The sequence below is a fragment of the Tenacibaculum sp. MAR_2009_124 genome (genome assembly GCF_900105455.1).
Taxonomy (GTDB): Bacteria; Bacteroidota; Bacteroidia; order Flavobacteriales; family Flavobacteriaceae; genus Polaribacter.
In genome coordinates this window covers 956,780-974,360 of the sequence record NZ_FNSF01000001.1, presented here as the reverse complement: position 1 = coordinate 974,360, position 17,581 = coordinate 956,780, and the positions used below count along the sequence as shown (strand labels likewise).

The window sequence follows — 17,581 nt, the reverse complement described above, 5'->3', positions numbered from 1 at the left end:
GTACTTATTGAACTAAAAATGAAGGGTCGTCAAAAACTATAATGATAATAATTACGCAATTATCTCTTCAATTTCTTTTATAAATCTATTTGCTAATTCAAAGGCGCTTTCTTCAGAAAGAGACTCTGTATAAATTCTTATAATTGGCTCTGTATTTGATTTTCGTAAATGAACCCATTCATTTTCTAAATCGATTTTCACTCCATCAATGGTGTTCACTTCTTCATTTTCATATTTCGCAGCCATTTTACTTAAAATATCATCTACATTAATTTGAGGAGTTAATTGAATTTTATTCTTACTCATAAAGTAGCTAGGATAACTATCACGTAATTCTTTGCACGATATCTTTTTATTTGCTAAATGAGATAAAAATAATGCTATTCCTACCAAAGAATCGCGTCCATAATGAGAAGCTGGATAAATAATACCTCCATTTCCTTCACCACCAATTACGGTGTTTGTTTCTTTCATTTTTTTAACAACATTAACCTCACCTACTGCACTTGCGGTATATGTACCTCCATGTTTTTCGGTAACATCTCTTAATGCTCTTGAAGAAGACAAATTAGAAACCGTGTTTCCTCCACCTAATTTTCCTAATACATAATCAGCACAAGCAACCAATGTATACTCTTCACCAAACATAGAACCATCTTCCGATACCAAAGCCAAACGATCTACATCTGGATCTACTACAATTCCAAAATCAGCTTTCTTTTTAACCACTAACTTTGAAATATCCGTTAAATGTTCTTTAAGAGGTTCTGGGTTATGAGGAAATTCACCATTAGGTTCACAATATAATTCGATACACTTTACTCCTAATTCTTTTAATAACATAGGAACAGCAATACCTCCAGTAGAGTTTACTCCATCAACAACTACCTTAAATTTGGCCTTTTTAATAGCTTTTCTATCAACCAAATCAAGCTTTAATACTTCCTTGATGTGCTTTTTTATATAATTCTTCTTCTTTTTATAAACTCCTAAATTATCCACTTCGGCAAATTGTAAATCATTGCTTTCAGCTAACTTTAGTACTTCTGCCCCATCTTCACCATCAATAAACTCTCCTTTTTCATTTAAAAGTTTTAATGCATTCCATTGTTTAGGGTTATGAGAGGCTGTTAAAATAATCCCTCCATCGGCCTTTTCCATAGGAACTGCAACTTCAACTGTTGGAGTGGTAGATAAACCTAAATCAACTACGTTAATCCCCAAACCTATTAAGGTATTGGCCACTAAACTATTGATCATTTTTCCTGAAATACGGGCATCTCTACCAATAATTATTTTAATATTTTCCTTTTCTTTATTTGCATTTATGATGAATGTACCATAGGCTGCGGCAAACTTAACTGCATCTATAGGAGTTAAGTTATCACCAATATTACCACCAATTGTACCTCTAATTCCCGAGATAGATTTAATTAATGTCATGTTCATTTTTTATTAGATAACAAATATAGCAGTATTTAAGATATTTACGTCATTACCTGACTGGTTTAAGTGTAACAAATGTTACAATTAAGATCAATAAAAAAAACCGTTAAAGTAATAACGGTTTTTGTTGATCTGGGGGGAAATAAGAAGCCTTTATTGGCTTTTGTATATCATTTTTTGAACTGTTTGTCCATATTTATTTTTTGTTTTTATTAGATTAAACCCTAGAGGTATACGCTTATAAAACTCCTTTTCTTTAGAAAATTGATATTTGATTTTATGCGTTGTATAATTATTACCAATAATTGCTCCGAAACTAATTACTATCCTTTCATTTTCCTCTTCCTGTTCTTCCCTTGGAATATGGCATTTGAATGCCTCTTCACTTGAAATTTGCAATATCTTAATCGCAGTGTAAGGTGGATGGATATTGGGTATTTCATCTTTAGAAAAACTTTCCTCGACTTCATTCGTATCATAACAATCTACAAACTCGTAATCAAATCCTTTTTGAAATTTAAAATTGGTATTGTCGGAATCACTAGAATCATCAACTACAACTTTATCGTAATTACCTTTGAATGGCTCATATAAGCTTTCTACTGAATTTTGAGTTCCCATATACATCGGAGAAATTTGCTCATGAATACTTAACCTCATTCTTTTTCCTTGACCTTGAGTAAAAAGAGCGTTATCTAAGGAACGACATGGCATAACATTCGAACTCATAAAATTTGAAGAAGGCACCTGTCTTATTTCTATTCCGCATTTATTCCTTATTTCTTTCAGTTCCGAAGAACAACCATCAATAAGATCATCAGAAGAATATGGTACTGAAGGCAAAGTGTCCTCAACAAAATCATTACGACGTACTAATTCGCAGTTATTCTTATTCCAATTGTGATGCGTATGAAACAGGTTAAAATTATGACCTATTTCGTGAGGAAATGTAGACGTTAACAAGTATTCATCATCAATTACTGTATTAATTCCTGGTTTATTTGCAACACCAGCAATTCTGGTTTGATCGTATTGACTTCTTCTAATAGACGATGCTATGAATATGTTAAAGCTATCTGAACGGTATTTATCAATTCCTTTAGAGTAGTCTATTAATTGATTAAACGTTCGATTTCCTCCCAAATAAACCACTGATCTCCAAGTATTATTAATATGGCCATATCCTTTATATTTAAAGAATATTTTAAATGGATTAAAAGATTTATTTAAAATTGATACCGCTTCAAGTATATGTTCTTCTGTTATTGGAATGTCTCTGTAACCATTATTATCATTAAGAATGTGGAAATACACATTAAATACATAAACAGCTTCAATTGGTTTTGTCGAAAACCCAAAAGTTTTTGCTCTCTTAACATGATCAACATCACCGCCATAAGCATGGTCTTCCTCACATGATAAAGGGATGATGTTATTTGTTCTCATATAGCTTTCAACTTCCTTTAGCTCTAGAGTATTTGTTCTGAGTAGATCCGAAATTTTTTCTTGTGCTATACTTGGATTCATACAATACAAGGTTAAAATTAGGGTATACACTACCTTTCTTGCCTTTTTCATATATAGACAAAATTTTAATTCTAATAAGAATGTTTGGGAACCATTCTTCTATTCTCTAAAATTTAGACAACAAGAAGAACGTATCATGAAAAAACACATTTGTCTTTCATAATTCAATACATCGATTTTTTTGATGATTCTCGGTAAAACTGTTCGCTACTATTTTTTTTTAAAACTGGCTAGTTTATAAAAATAAAATATCGGTTAGAATAGGAGTGTTTCTTTCATATTGTAACTTTATTTAGGGGGTTATTAAAAATTTGTTCAATTAAAATTAGGGGATAATTTTAAATTAATTGTCATCGGCGCGACAAATCATTACAACATATTAAGTATATAGATTCTTAATATATGTTTAGATCCAATACAAGATAATTTGACTTGTAAAATGCGTAGTAGAATGTGTAGTAATTATAATTTTTAGAAGTATAATAATTTGTAAAAATGGGGTACATACAAATTATTAGGGGCTGCACATATGGCTTCTTCCTATTTTACTTTGAGATACTGTTAATTTAAACTTACAGTATTGAACTCGTTTAAACTTTTCCTCGAAAACAATGTTCTTCCTTGTCTTGTAATAAGACAGCATTATTCCATACAGGAAAAAAGTTAAGCTCAAGTAAAATTCTAGACTTTAATAAATGATCTTCTTCTACTTCTCGTCTATCAGAAATAGTTGATATTACACCTAAATTATTGTTTTTTTGATTGTAGATATTTCTAGACAAGTACATCATAAGTGTACCTTTAAATGAAGAATTGTTTACTTCTTTATTTGTAAGTAGAATTAATAATTTTTCCTTGTCCATTAATAGCATTTCCAACTAATTTAGAGGTTTCGATTACTAATTTAAAAATAAGTCTTGTTATATGAATAAAAATAATGTCGACTATAAGATATAGTATAGATAATATGCTTTTAACTATAGTTAAACTGCAAACAACTACTAAACAAGGACTTACCTAAAATAAAAACATAAATGTTACGGCATTCAAACAAAGAAAAAACCGCCTAAAATTACTTTTAGACGGTTTTATATGAATTAGTTAGGAAATATATTATTTCCCTTCCATTTTCTTCTTTAATTCAGCTAATCCACCGATATCTCCTAAAGTAGTTTTTTCTACTTCTTGAGCTTTTTTAGCAGCAGCTTTTACATTCTTTTGCTCTTCCTCTCTAAAGATAGATGTATGAGAAACAACAATTCTACGGTATTCTTTACTAAATTCAGTAACCTGGAATTTAACAGAGTCTCCTTTAGCTAACTTACCACCTTCTTCTTTTTCTAAGAAACGAGTTGGAGCAAATGCTTCAACACCATCAGCGAAAGCTACAGTAGCACCTTTATCATTCTTCTCCTTGATAGTTCCATCATGAGTTGATCCGATAGCGTACGTTGTTTCATGAGCATCCCAAGGATTTTCTAGAGTTTGCTTATGACCTAAGTTCAACTTACGGTTTTCAACATCTAATTCTAATACTTGAACTTCTAATTTATCACCAACTGTTACAAAATCAGATGGATGCTTAATTTTCTTAGTCCAAGATAAGTCAGAAATATAAACTAATCCGTCAATTCCTTCTTCTAACTCTACGAATACACCAAAGTTAGTGTAGTTACGAACAGTTCCTGAATGCTTAGAACCTACAGGATATTTTGTAGTAATATCTGTCCAAGGATCTGGATGTAATTGCTTAATACCTAAAGACATTTTACGCTCTTCACGATCTAACGTTAAGATTTGAGCCTCAACTTCGTCACCAACTTGCACGAAATCTTGAGCTGAACGTAAATGAGTTGACCAAGACATTTCAGATACGTGAATTAATCCTTCAACACCATCTTCAACCTCTACAAAAGCACCATAGTCAGCTAAAACAACTACTTTACCTTTAACATTATCACCAACTTTTAATTCTGGATTTAATGCTTCCCATGGATGAGCAGATAATTGTTTTAATCCTAATTGAATTCTTGACTTATTATCATCGAAGTCTAAAATTACAACGTTTAATCTTTGATCTAACTCAACAACTTCGTTCGGGTGGTTGATACGAGACCAAGATAAATCAGTAATGTGAATTAATCCATCAACTCCTCCTAAGTCAACAAATACACCATAAGAAGTTACATTCTTAACAACTCCTTCTAATACTTGTCCTTTTTCTAATTGACCGATAATTTCACGTTTCTGATCTTCTAAATCAGCTTCGATTAATGCTTTATGAGATACAACTACATTTTTAAATTCATGGTTGATTTTAACAACTTTGAATTCCATAGTTTTTTCAACATATTGATCGTAATCGCGAATTGGCTTCACATCAATTTGAGAACCTGGTAAGAAAGCTTCAATACCAAATACATCAACGATCATACCTCCACGAGTTCTACACTTAACAAAACCGTTAACGATTTCTCCAGTTTCGTGAGCATTATTAACACGATCCCATGCTTTAATTACACGTGCTTTTTTGTGAGATAATACCAATTGACCAGAAGAATCTTCTCTTTTATCAACTAATACCTCTACCGTGTCTCCAACAGCTAAACTTGGGTTGTAACGGAATTCATTTAATGAAATTACACCCTCAGATTTAGAATTGATATCGATAATAGCATCACGATCAGTTACACGAACAACAAGTCCTTCGATTACATCACGCTCATTTACGAAACCTACAGTTCCTTCTAATGCTTTCTCAAATTCTTTTAATTTAGACTCATCTACCTCATCAATACCTTCTTCGTACTTATGCCAATTAAATGTTGCTAAAAATTCTGCTGGATTTACAGCTTCCGCTGTGTTTTTTGTTTCTTCAGACATGTCTGAATAATATTTTGTATCTTTTTGTTAGTCAGATTTTTAACGATACTAACGCCAAGAGAAATTAAACTTATATAAATATAAAATGCACCCTTTTTAAATCTGTTCTCGTGAAAAGGCGTGCAAATTTACGAATTTTTATTTGAAAAGCCTAGAATACAGGAGGTCAATTTTTTATGGGGTCTTCATTTCCAAAGAAAAGGTTATGAACTATTATTTTTTCATAGCAATTGGTAAAATTAACCGGATAGAAAAAAGCACCAACAATCCATGAATAAATATTAACGATCTACTTGTAAAGGAAAATCCTTTAAAATAATTCTGTCCTCTTCCTACCGATACCAATAAGGTATCCCATATAAATAAATCCCATGAAATTCCAATATCCTTTAACTCCCTTTTTCTTGCCAATAATTCATTATTAACAATATCAAAATCGAGTCTTATTAACTTTGTAGTACTTAAAAGCTCATTTTTAGAAACTAAATTCCCTCTCCTATAAGGTTTAAAACGTTCTATCCTATTATAAAACTTATTGACTTCTATTAATTTCTCTCTATCTCCTCCTATTGAATCTAATGCAACGAAATCAATACTTTTTAAATCAGGAAGAGTACAAACAAACTCTGTTTTTTCTTCTTCTTTATTAATACTAAAACGAATACTTCTGTTTACTGGAAATTTTTGAAAAAATATAGCCAACGACTCATTAGGACAAACAACATCATATCTATAAAGATATTTTGTTTTGCTAAAAAAAACGCTACCACTTCTAAACTTAACCTTTAAAGAATCATTTTTAAACTCACCAATCTTATTTTCTATTAAACTTACTAGCTCTTTCTTTTTGCTAACGGTTATTTGGGCTTGATTGAACTTTTCATTATCTAACTCCTGCTGATATTTTAAAATATCTTTTGAAATTGTATACCTTGAGTTAAAACCGTAATAATTTATACAGTGAAACGCTCCTATTACACAAGAAGACACCAATAACATTGATATAATGAGTACAAATTTTAAAATTTTCGACTCATGAGAACGTACTTTCAGATACTGAATTATTAAAATAGACAAAAGAATTAAAGCAAAAAAAGTAAAAGCAACACTGAAGATTGTATTAACAGTTTTATATCTGAAATAGAGATACATTGGGTTAATACCATACATTTTACTTAGTTCTATATAATTGGCTATTTCATATTTATAAACACCTAATACAAATACAATAATTATTACGGCCCCAGTAATAAATATGCTCAGATACTTCGTTACTTTTTTTATCATCCCCCTTTTACTTTTTCAACAGTTGCATATTATACACCATTTACCTTTCTATATTACTCAATAAAACAATCTCTTTTACGGCTATACTTCGTTAAAAAAAATGACCATAGCTAAAGTTATGCCCCTTTTTATGTCTTGTCTATCAGAAAAGCTTATCATTTTACTTTTTGAGTAATTTTAAAACATAACTGGTATTATACTTTCGATGAATACGCTAAAGCTAAATTAATCTTAAATATTTAAAAATCAATATTTTGAATCATTTATTAGTTTAAAGAATGTATGTAACTAAAGGATAATAGTTATAGTTTATGCTTGGTACTCGTTTAAACTCAAAAAAAATTAAACGAGTGCTAAATAAAAAAGGGTATTCCGATAAACAGAATACCCTTTTTTATAAATTGAATTAGTTACTTTTTATTCTTTACATAGGTATCTAACCATTGTTCTTGTTCCCAAAGCATATGAAGAATCGATTCTTTGGCACTATAGCCATGACTCTCTTTTGGCAACATAACCAAGCGCGTTGTGGCTCCCAGCCCTTTTAATGCATTGAAATATCGCTCACTCTGTAATGGATAAGTTCCTGAATTATTATCTGCTTTTCCATGGATCAGTAACAAAGGCGTTTTCATTTTATCTGCGTGCATAAATGGCGACATTTTATAATAGACTTCTGGTGCCTCCCAATAATTTCTTTCTTCACTTTGAAACCCAAATGGAGTTAAAGTTCTATTATAAGCACCGCTTCTAGCAATTCCCGCGGCAAATAAATTTGAATGTGACAATAAATTGGCTGTCATAAAAGCTCCATAAGAATGTCCTCCCACTGCAACTCTTTCTCTATCAATATATCCCAATTCATCAATCGCATCAATAGCAGCTTTTGCATTTGCGACTAATTGTTTTCTGAATGAATCATTTGGTTCTTCATCTCCTTCTCCTATGATTGGAAATGCTGCTTTATCTAAAACAACATATCCTTTTGTTACCCAATAAATCATTGATCCATAATTTGGATACGTAAAACTATTTGAATTATTTGTTGTTTGTGAAGCACTTTTCTTATCCTTAAACTCTCGTGGATATGCCCATAAAATCATAGGCATTTTTTTCTTTTTAGTCGTATCATATCCAACTGGTAAATACAAAGTTCCCGTCAACTCTAAGCCATCTTCTCTCTTATACTTAACAACTTCTTTATGAATATTTTGAATACTTTTAAATGGGTTTTCAAATTTTGTTATTGGAACTATCTTCTTTGTTTTAAGGTTTTTAAAATAATAATTTGGAATCTCAGATTTAGACTCTAAACTAGTTAAAAATATTTTCTTTTTTAAATCAACAGCAAAGTAAATATCTTCAACTTTATCTGTATAAGCAGATTGGTAAATTCTCTTAGTTGCTTTTGCTTTTAAGGAATAGGTATCTACAAAAGGAAATTTACCCTTTTTAGTATATCCGCTTCCAATTAAATATACCTTCCCTTTTTCTATTATAACTACGTCATTACCTAGTTCATTTTTATTTGTTACAAAATCTCCTGGGTCGCTATATCGATCTTGGTAATTTCTATCAGAGAAAATGATTGGTTTCTGATTGATATTTTCTGGATTAAATTGATACGTTTTTACGTTCCTTGTATTCCACCAATAATCGTATGCAAAGGCAATATCTTTTTTATTAGACCATTGAATTGATGAAAAACGATTGATTGTTTTTAAAATTGATTTAGGTGTACCGTTAAAAGGTGCCTTTAATTCAAAAACCTCATCTCTAAAAGGAACTTTAATAGCTGGATCTCCTTTATCTAAAGCTTCTGCCCAATATAAAGTAGCCGTTTGATCACTACGCCATCGAATATTTCTTTTTCCTGCCCTAGTTGCCATAAAACCTTTTGGACGAACTTCATCTAAAGGAACATCATTAATCACTTTTATTAGATTCCCGTCTTTTGTATAAATCGCAGTCTCTTTTGGAAAACGATTGTATGTAACTAAATAAGAAAACGGCTTTTTAATTTTGGTCAATAATATATATTCTCCATTCGGTGATAAACTCATACGCGTATACATGTCTGCCTTAGCCCAAGTCTCAACAGCCCCATTTAATGATACTTTTTTTAATTCTGAAGTTGCTAGAAGCTCAAAATTAGATTCATCATTCGGTGTTTTTAATAAGTCCTGATAAGTCCTGTTTTGTGCTTTTACTCCATCACTAACTGAGACAATGGGACCTGTAGGTACTGCAACTTGAGTATCAATTAACGATTTTTTATTCTTGGCTAAATAACGCACTAACATAGATTGTCCATTTTTAAACCATGTATATACACCACGAATATTAGCATTAAGTACAGCTTCAGTTAGTTTACGAGCCTTTGCTGTTACTACATCACCCACCCAAAGCTCTACCCCTGCTTCTGAAGTATTGGTAAATGCAAATTTACTATAGTCAGGAGACCATTGTAAATTAGCAATTTTTGCTTTTTCTGGTAATCCTGTTACTTTAATTTCTCTGTTTTCTTTAATTTTTTTGATGGTAATATTGGTGTAGTAACTTGCTCTACTAGAAATATTCGTTTTTGGGTCAATTCTTAAGCCTCCCAAACGAAGTTCCTTCTTAGATAATTCTTCAATAGATTTATAACCATCTCTTCCTAGTAAAAGGAATGTTTCATTCTTTCCATCAATACGGATACCCGGTCTTCTTGGTACATCAACCAAGTCTAAAATTTCTTTAGAAGGTTTTTGGTACGTTAAATTTTCTTGGGCATATCCAGAGCAGACGATCGCTGCAAAAGATAGAGTAATAATTAGTTTTTTCATGCTGTATATAGTTTATTTGAAAGACAATTTAGAACAAATCATTAAAATGATTTTACGAAAGAAATGTATTTAACATGTCTTTAACAACAAAATTGCAACAAATAATACGGTACTAATTTATTCTCTTTCGTATTTAATTAATTTTAAACAATAATTCTCTAATCATTTATAAAGCAAGCACATTCCTAATCCAATTCCTTTATTTCTACTTTAAACAAAGCTTCGAAAACATCAAAAATTTGTTGTGCTTCTTTTTTCCGAACAGAAATTGTGTACTCGCAATCCATCTCTAATTTTTGATTAACAATGGTAAGTTTGCGTTCTTTAATTATTCTTTGGACTTTATTCATCATATCGTACCCAAAATTCAACTTATAAAGAACATCAATAGTTTTTTCAATAATTTCAGATGCTTCTAAAGCTTGTTGTGCTGACGCTCTATATGCATTTATTAAACCTCCCACTCCTAATTTTGTTCCTCCAAAATAGCGTACAGAAACAATTAAAACATTGGTAACATCAAACGCCTGAATTTGACCATAAATTGGTTGTCCTGCTGAGTTACTAGGTTCACCATCATCATTTGCCCTAAATCTAAAGTTTTCTGTTCCTAGTTGCCATGCGTAACAATGATGTCTGGCCGTATGATGTATCTTTCTTAACTCTCCTAGTCTTTCTTTAATATCTTCTTCCGTTAACACTGGAAAAGCATATCCAAAAAACTTGCTATTTCTATCTTTAAAAAGTGTTTCTTCGGAAGGTTTCGTTAGTGTTTTATATGTATCTTTTATCTCTTCACTCATTAGGCTATGGTAACTAAAATAATCCCGACTATCGCAAGAATTACTCCTATTTTATTTTTTGTACTGAAAGATTCCTTAAACAGTAGTAACCCTAATAATGTTGATACTACCACTATTCCTACATTATTAATTGTAAATAGATCAGAGCTTTCAAAATTTTTATTTTGAAGTGCTTTTACCAAAAAAACAATGGAATAGTAATTCGGTATCCCTAACACCACCCCAGCGATTATACTTTTTAATTCTAACTTTTCCTTTGTAACAAAGTATTTAATGGTTAAAATTATTAATCCGAAAAACGCTGCAAATCCAAAAAGACTCCCTGAAAAGAAATCCACATCGCTATGCGATACATAATTGGTTTCAACATATTTTAATGTAGTATCTATAACTCCTGACCCTAAAAAAAGTAAAACCGGAAATAAGAAACTTCCTTTACTATTAGATTTGGTGTCTTTTGCAGAAGACAAGTATACTGCCACTAGTGCAGTTATAATTCCTACTACTTTAAAAAAAGTAACACTTTCCTTGTACAATATAATTCCAAAAACAATAGGCACTACCACAGACATTTTCCCTGCAATTGAAGCCACAGAGACTCCATTATACTGAGCCGTTTTTGCCATAACAAAAAACACTGTAACAAACAGTAAGCCCAAAACAACAGCTCCTAAAAACCAAGGTTGACTACTTATAGTTCCAATGGCTCCGATAGTATTTGCCGATAACATTCCCAGAAAAAACGCAACTATATAATTTACTACAATTGCCTGTAGCGTGTTTACCTTATAAATACCGAAATATTTAAAAATTGCGAATAATGATGTGGAAAATAATATACTTAGTATAAGATGTAGCATGCTATTTAAATATATCCCTTTCTAACAAATTAATAACATCTTCATTTTCTGGATTTATATTCCATGTTTTTATGCCCAGTTTTTCAGCAGCTACTGTATTTTCCTCTGTGTCATCAATAAAAACTGTTTCTTCAGGAATTAAGTTGTTTTCATTCAAAACAAATTCATAAATATTAGCATTCGGCTTTCGCAAGTTTATTTCATGAGATAAATAAAACTTCTCAAACAAAACTTTAAATTCATTGTACAATTGATCTCCCCAATCTCTCTGTATCCAAGAAATATGTAAGTCGTTTGTGTTACTTAACAAAAACAATCTGTACTTAGTATTTTCAGATAATTCTTTCAAAAATTGCAGTCTATGAAGCGGAAAATCAAGTAAAATTGCATTCCATGCATCTTTTAAATTTTCTTTACTAATACTAAATCTATTATGAAAAAAACCGACAAACTCCTCAGTACTCATCAATCCCATTTCATAATTATAATAGACTTGCATCATTTCTTCGGTAATTTCTGTAACTCCTAATTTAGCCAACTCTCTGTAAGTAGCCTGCTTATCTAAATTGATGAAAACATCTCCAAAATCGAAAATGATATTTTTAATCATTCCTATATATCGTTATTATATCGTTAATATTTCTTTTTTCTTCTTTTACTCTGGCTTTTAAAACCGGTCCTTTTATGCCATCATCAAACTCTCCTTCTCCAATAAATACTTTTGCCTCATCCCACAAATTACTATCTATAAACTGTTGCAATGTTTTGGTACCTCCTTCAATTATAATTGATTGAATTTTATGCTTATTAAGAACCGCTACCAGCCCTATTACTAAATCCTTAGAAAAATCGATAGTTTCATACATAATACCTTCTCTATTATCCGTAGATTTTTCACAGATTACAATAGTTTGCTGATCTTTTGAAAACACGTTACTGTTTAAAGGTAGTTTCAAATATCTGTCGATAATAACTCTCACAGGATTATTACCTTTCCAGCTTCTAACATTTAACGAAGGATTATCTAAACGAACCGTATTGGTTCCAACTAAAATTGCATGTTCTTGACTTCTCCATTTATGCACTAATTGCTGGGAATACCGATTCGATATCCAAACTGGTTCCGACTTCTCTTTTGTCAATGGAGCTATATAACCATTTTTAGTTTCTGCCCATTTCAAAATTATATAAGGCCTTTGTTTATTTTGTACTGTAAAAAAACGCTTGTGATGCTCAAAACATTCTTCTTCAAGCACTCCTACTGTAACATTACAACCTGCTTTTTCCAGTCGTTTTATTCCCTTTCCAGCGACGAGTGAATTGGTATCAATACATCCTATAACAACACTGGGTATTTTCTTGGCAACAATTAAATCGGCACAGGGAGGTGTTTTTCCATAATGTGAGCAAGGCTCTAAGGTTACATATATTATGGCCTTTTCAAGTAACTCTTGCTGCTTAACGGAATTAATTGCATTCACCTCAGCATGAGGTCCTCCATACGGAGAGGTAAATCCTTCTCCTATTATTTTATCTTCATAAACGACGACTGCTCCTACAGAAGGATTTGGTCTTGTTTTACCTAATCCCATTTTAGCCAATTCTAAACAGCGCGCTATGTATTTTTCATGATTCAAGCTCAATTCTAACCTTATATTTTAATTTCAATTTCTTTTTCTTCATCAACAGTATAATTCGATGTAAAATCAAGAAGTCTATACGTTATAACACCTTTAAAATGGAGTTTTACAGTTTTTTTTAATAAAGAATCTATGATTCCTTTAACTAAGTTATTCTTATCATTTACATATAAATCTAAAACAGGAATACTTATATTAAAAGGTATGGCAAATTCATCGAGCATTGGAATATCAAATTCTTCCGATTCCACATTCGCCAATTTCGCTTTATTTAAAATTACATTCAATCCTTCAATAGTCATTTTACCTCCAATGTGATTTGGATTATCAAACAGAGCATTTCCTGCTAAAATAATTTGATTCGCATCAACGCTAACCACATTTAAGTCATCTAATTTCAAAAATGTAGGTGTTTCATTAATTTTGCATCCAACCAATATTACAATAAATAAAAAACAAGTAATTTTTCTAATCCTCATTATTTCTTTTTTTAGGTATATTGCAACACAAAAATACCATATTCATATGACTCCATCAGATTTTATTATAAGAGAAATAAAACCAGATGACAATCTTGAAGTTGCTAAGTTAATCAGAAATGTATTAACAGAATTTGGTGTTCCTAAAACAGGTACTGCTTATGAAGATAAAGCAACCGATGAAATGTATGAAACTTACCAGAATTTAACTGGACACTATTATGTTATTGAACATAACAATGCTGTAGTCGGTGGTGCTGGTTATTCTAAGCTTGAAGGAACTGATAAGAATATTTGTGAATTACAAAAAATGTATTTCTTACCTATTACAAGAGGTAAAGGTTTGGGCAGTGCGTTAATTAATCATTGCTTAGAGAATGCCCGAAAACAAGGTTTTGAGCAATGCTACTTAGAAACCATGCCATATATGGAGGCAGCAAGAGCTTTGTATAAAAAAAATGGTTTTATAAATATTGATAAACCTATAGGTAATACAGGACATTATTCTTGTAATGTATGGATGATTAAAGCTTTGGTATAAATGACGATCAAAGAACTAAAGTCATTATTTTCAGAAGAACTCTCTTCTATATATCCCAAAACTGAAATTGATACTTTCTTTTACATAACTGTTGAAGAATATTTAAATTTCAAGAGGATTGACACCGTACTACAACCTCATTATGCATTTGAGAAAGATATTGAAAAAGATATCATACAAGTATTGCATCGATTAAAGAGAGAAGAACCTATACAATATATTATAGGTAAAACTGAGTTTTATGGGCTTACTTTTAATGTAAACAACAATACCTTAATACCTCGACCAGAAACAGAAGAACTTGTTCAATGGATTATTGAAGAAGCTCATAATTTTGATAAAGAGATAAAGATTCTTGATATAGGTACTGGATCGGGTTGTATTCCTATAAGTTTAAAGGTCCATCTTCCTAATGCTAAAGTTTCAACTATTGATGTATCACCAAATGCAATTGATGTTGCAAAACAAAATGCTTTCATAAATGAAGTAAAAGTCGACTTTATGAATATGGATATACTTGAAAGTAAAGGATTGCCTGATACTTATGATATTATAGTTTCAAACCCTCCATATGTAAGAGAACTTGAAAAGGAGGAAATAAAAAACAACGTTCTATTAAACGAACCTCACCTAGCACTATTCGTAGAAAATGATGCTCCACTTATATTCTACGATAAAATTTCCAAACTAGCTTCAAAACATTTAAATAAAGAGGGAATATTATTTTTTGAAATTAACCAATATTTAGGAAAAGAAACTTCTCAACTTATAAAAAACAACGGTTTTGAATCTGTTGAACTAAGAAAGGACTTATTTGGCAACTATAGAATGACCAAGGCAACCCTTTAATCAATAGAGAATTAGTCTTCAAATTCTCCCCTACTGCTTCCCAAAAATTCATTCAACTATAAAAAAGTGTATTTCACCTTCGATTAACGGCATATACATCTAACTTTCCAACTCAAAAGAAAAAAGATGTACTACTTTTAAATCGTAGAAACAAATCAACGCCCTACTACTACTACTAACCATTCATTGATTGCGTTTTTACAATTGAACAGCTAATCATAAATTTTTTAACAATTAATACCCTATAATAATATTAAAATGGAAAAAGTAGATCTTACTATGCTTATAGAAAAGTCACAGGCGGAATCTGGACTAGTTTTTGACTCAGAAGGGCATGTACTTGACTCACATAATATAACCAACGAAAATAATGTGTCCGCCATGGTTAATGTAATTGCGACTATGTCAGATGAACTTCTTCACGACTTAATGGGAGCCAAAAATTCAAAACTTATCTCTCTAGCGTCCGAAAGCGGATTCATAATTATTAACAAAATAAATAAAGATCAATCTATTTGTTTAATAACAAAAGACCTCTCAAAGGCAAATTTCATGAAGCTTACCCTACGAAAAATAGTTTCAAAATAGTTTCAAAATAGTAACAAAACATTTTTATTAATTTAATCCTTTTTATCATGAAAGAAATTTTAAACGACCTTATCACGAACTTGAAAACAATAGACGGATTTGTCGCCGTATCAATAACAGATGTTTCTTCTGGAGAATCATACGCATCATTTACGGCTGACAAAAAATTCGATCCGGATTTGGCTTCTGCCTATAACTTAGAAGTTGTAAAAGCAAAACTAAAAGCTATTGATGCTTTAGGTTTAAAAGAAGAGATTGAGGATATTACTATTACTTTATCATCTCAAATACACATTATAAATGTAGCACCTAGTGGAAACTACTTTATCTATTTAGCTGTTGATTCTAAAAAAGCAAATATGGGAATTACAAAAGCTATGTTGAATAAATATAAAGTGAAGCTTAACGACGCACTATAAAATAAAAAACATGAAAGACACAAATCATTTACCTATCGATAAATCGTTAAAAAAACACCTTAACAGTCAACTTAAAACATTTAGAAAATATAGGTTTTCAGAAGGAGTTGTTGCATCAACTGGAAAGAAGAAAAAAGCTTTTCTTGATATACTATTTGATGAATATGATAGTATGGGTGATATGATGAAAGCTTTGTTCTAAAATAAACGAGTTGAGGAAATAAAACTTAACTTTTTAATATACAACCTTGGGGAAATATATTGCTTAGATTTATGGAAAAACGTTCATAAAATAAAAGTGTTTTCCCCTTGATATATTTCAACGTATAACAATATTTAATCCCTTTAATCAAAAAAAATTATGAGTAACAACAGACCAACCCCAATAAATGAAGAAATCGCTTGGGATAAAACTAAAGTTATTAAAAGTAAAACCGATGAAGTAGGAACGATTACTTACGTTAATAATGTTTTCATCGATGCTAGTGAGTATACTAAAGAAGAACTTATTGGTCAACCCCACAATATTTTAAGGCACCCTGATATGCCTAAGGTTATTTTTAAAACCTTATGGGATCATTTAAAAAGTGGTAATAACTTTAATGCTGTGGTTAAAAATCTTACTAAAACCGGTAAATATTACTGGATTGTTACAAACTTCGATATATTTAAGGATCCTGCGGGTAAACCTACGGCCTTTTTAGGAGCTAGAAGTTTTGTTCCAGAGGCTGTCATTGATGTTATTGCTCCATTATATGCCAAGTTATTAGAACTTGAAGGAAGTGGAGGCATTGAAGCGAGTGAAAAACACTTAAATGAATTTGTTGCAGATAAAGGAGGAGACTATGTTTCTTTTATAAAAACATTAATATCGGATCAAGGAGTAGACGTTAGTTCTTGGTAGAAAGCGGTAAAATTCATTAAATAAAAAAATCTTTAAACATTATGAACCTAGAAGACATAAAAAAATATTCAAAAACAATAAGTGACCAACTCGGCGGACTAATATCGATCACTATTATTTCCGCAGAAGACGGTATGGTCGTAGATTACTATAGTAGTAATGACGATGTTGATAACCAGTTAGCCGCTTCGTTCCAAGTTGAGGTACTAAGACAAATTACCAGAGGATTAAATTATATTGACGATTTAGAGAATAAAGAGATTCAAAACTTAATGGTTTCTTTGGAAGACCAAACACATTTTGCTTTCTTATCTGATTCTAAAGACTTAATTGTACATATTATTGCTAATAACAAAGAAACAAATGTTGGAATGGTTAATTTATTCCATAAAAAGAATAAGCAATTATTAGATTAAACATCTTAAAGTTTACTTCTAAGTAAAGAATATATGATTTCTAAACCTCCTTATAACTTCAAGGAGGTTTTATTTTTTAAGACGTTTGCTATTTGGTTAATAATTGCCCCT

18 protein-coding genes are annotated in these 17,581 nt (G+C 31.0%); 7 read left to right on the top strand and 11 right to left on the bottom strand.

All coding sequences use genetic code 11. From position 1 onward, the window contains the following. Positions 1-51: 51 nt before the first annotated feature. From glmM to BLW23_RS03420, 11 genes are all read right to left on the bottom strand, one after another. Positions 52-1,443 carry a phosphoglucosamine mutase gene (gene glmM / locus BLW23_RS03470; RefSeq protein ID WP_093667839.1) on the bottom strand — a complete coding sequence of 464 codons (1,392 nt, stop codon included), beginning with the start codon at positions 1,441-1,443 and terminating at the stop codon, positions 52-54. A 156-nt stretch (positions 1,444-1,599) separates the two neighbouring features. After that, positions 1,600-2,973, bottom strand: a complete 1,374-nt coding sequence (locus BLW23_RS03465) for a zinc metalloprotease (RefSeq protein WP_143032101.1) — start codon at positions 2,971-2,973, stop codon at positions 1,600-1,602. Positions 2,974-3,563: 590 nt separating this feature from the next. Beyond that, entirely contained in the window at positions 3,564-3,836 is a 273-nt protein-coding gene (locus BLW23_RS03460; RefSeq protein WP_143032100.1) for a hypothetical protein, read from the bottom strand. Between the two features lie 250 nt (positions 3,837-4,086). After that, on the bottom strand, positions 4,087-5,856 hold the full coding sequence (rpsA, locus tag BLW23_RS03455) for a 30S ribosomal protein S1 (protein WP_093667836.1): 1,770 nt from the start codon (positions 5,854-5,856) through the stop codon (positions 4,087-4,089). A gap of 213 nt (positions 5,857-6,069) precedes the next feature. Next, complete coding sequence (locus BLW23_RS03450; protein WP_093667835.1) at positions 6,070-7,143, bottom strand: hypothetical protein; 1,074 nt, start codon at positions 7,141-7,143, stop codon at positions 6,070-6,072. A gap of 410 nt (positions 7,144-7,553) precedes the next feature. Next, on the bottom strand, positions 7,554-9,971 hold the full coding sequence (locus tag BLW23_RS03445) for a S9 family peptidase (RefSeq protein ID WP_093667834.1): 2,418 nt from the start codon (positions 9,969-9,971) through the stop codon (positions 7,554-7,556). A gap of 185 nt (positions 9,972-10,156) precedes the next feature. Then, positions 10,157-10,774, bottom strand: a complete 618-nt coding sequence (locus tag BLW23_RS03440) for an IMPACT family protein (protein ID WP_176829741.1) — start codon at positions 10,772-10,774, stop codon at positions 10,157-10,159. Further along, positions 10,774-11,634 (bottom strand): EamA family transporter, encoded by an 861-nt coding sequence (locus BLW23_RS03435; protein WP_093667833.1) that lies wholly within the window; start codon positions 11,632-11,634, stop codon positions 10,774-10,776. The genes BLW23_RS03440 and BLW23_RS03435 overlap by 1 nt, the downstream gene beginning before the upstream one ends. A 1-nt stretch (position 11,635) precedes the next feature. Next, the gene (locus BLW23_RS03430) at positions 11,636-12,244 is read right to left on the bottom strand and encodes an HAD family hydrolase (protein WP_093667832.1); all 609 of its coding nucleotides are present in this window, start codon (positions 12,242-12,244) and stop codon (positions 11,636-11,638) included. After that, on the bottom strand, positions 12,237-13,271 hold the full coding sequence (ribD, locus tag BLW23_RS03425) for a bifunctional diaminohydroxyphosphoribosylaminopyrimidine deaminase/5-amino-6-(5-phosphoribosylamino)uracil reductase RibD (protein WP_255362751.1): 1,035 nt from the start codon (positions 13,269-13,271) through the stop codon (positions 12,237-12,239). Before ribD ends, BLW23_RS03430 begins: the two co-directional genes overlap by 8 nt. Positions 13,272-13,285: 14 nt before the next feature. Then, positions 13,286-13,753: a hypothetical protein gene (locus tag BLW23_RS03420; RefSeq protein WP_093667830.1), complete on the bottom strand. Its 468-nt coding sequence runs from the start codon at positions 13,751-13,753 to the stop codon at positions 13,286-13,288. A 46-nt stretch (positions 13,754-13,799) separates the two neighbouring features. Here BLW23_RS03420 and BLW23_RS03415 point away from each other — a divergent pair, with 46 nt between their 5' ends. From BLW23_RS03415 to BLW23_RS03385, 7 genes are all read left to right on the top strand, one after another. Next, positions 13,800-14,294 carry a GNAT family N-acetyltransferase gene (locus BLW23_RS03415; protein ID WP_093667829.1) on the top strand — a complete coding sequence of 165 codons (495 nt, stop codon included), beginning with the start codon at positions 13,800-13,802 and terminating at the stop codon, positions 14,292-14,294. Then, positions 14,295-15,143, top strand: coding sequence for a peptide chain release factor N(5)-glutamine methyltransferase (gene prmC, locus BLW23_RS03410; RefSeq protein WP_093667828.1), 849 nt, complete (start codon positions 14,295-14,297; stop codon positions 15,141-15,143). 279 nt (positions 15,144-15,422) lie between these two features. Continuing rightward, positions 15,423-15,731 carry a hypothetical protein gene (locus tag BLW23_RS03405; protein WP_143032099.1) on the top strand — a complete coding sequence of 103 codons (309 nt, stop codon included), beginning with the start codon at positions 15,423-15,425 and terminating at the stop codon, positions 15,729-15,731. Between the two features lie 47 nt (positions 15,732-15,778). Then, the gene (locus BLW23_RS03400) at positions 15,779-16,150 is read left to right on the top strand and encodes a hypothetical protein (protein WP_093667826.1); all 372 of its coding nucleotides are present in this window, start codon (positions 15,779-15,781) and stop codon (positions 16,148-16,150) included. Between the two features lie 10 nt (positions 16,151-16,160). Continuing rightward, on the top strand, positions 16,161-16,352 hold the full coding sequence (locus BLW23_RS03395; RefSeq protein WP_093667825.1) for a hypothetical protein: 192 nt from the start codon (positions 16,161-16,163) through the stop codon (positions 16,350-16,352). Positions 16,353-16,511: 159 nt separating this feature from the next. Beyond that, positions 16,512-17,054 carry a PAS domain-containing protein gene (locus BLW23_RS03390; RefSeq protein ID WP_093667824.1) on the top strand — a complete coding sequence of 181 codons (543 nt, stop codon included), beginning with the start codon at positions 16,512-16,514 and terminating at the stop codon, positions 17,052-17,054. A gap of 41 nt (positions 17,055-17,095) precedes the next feature. Then, the gene (locus BLW23_RS03385; RefSeq protein ID WP_093667823.1) at positions 17,096-17,470 is read left to right on the top strand and encodes a hypothetical protein; all 375 of its coding nucleotides are present in this window, start codon (positions 17,096-17,098) and stop codon (positions 17,468-17,470) included. Positions 17,471-17,581: the final 111 nt, after the last annotated feature.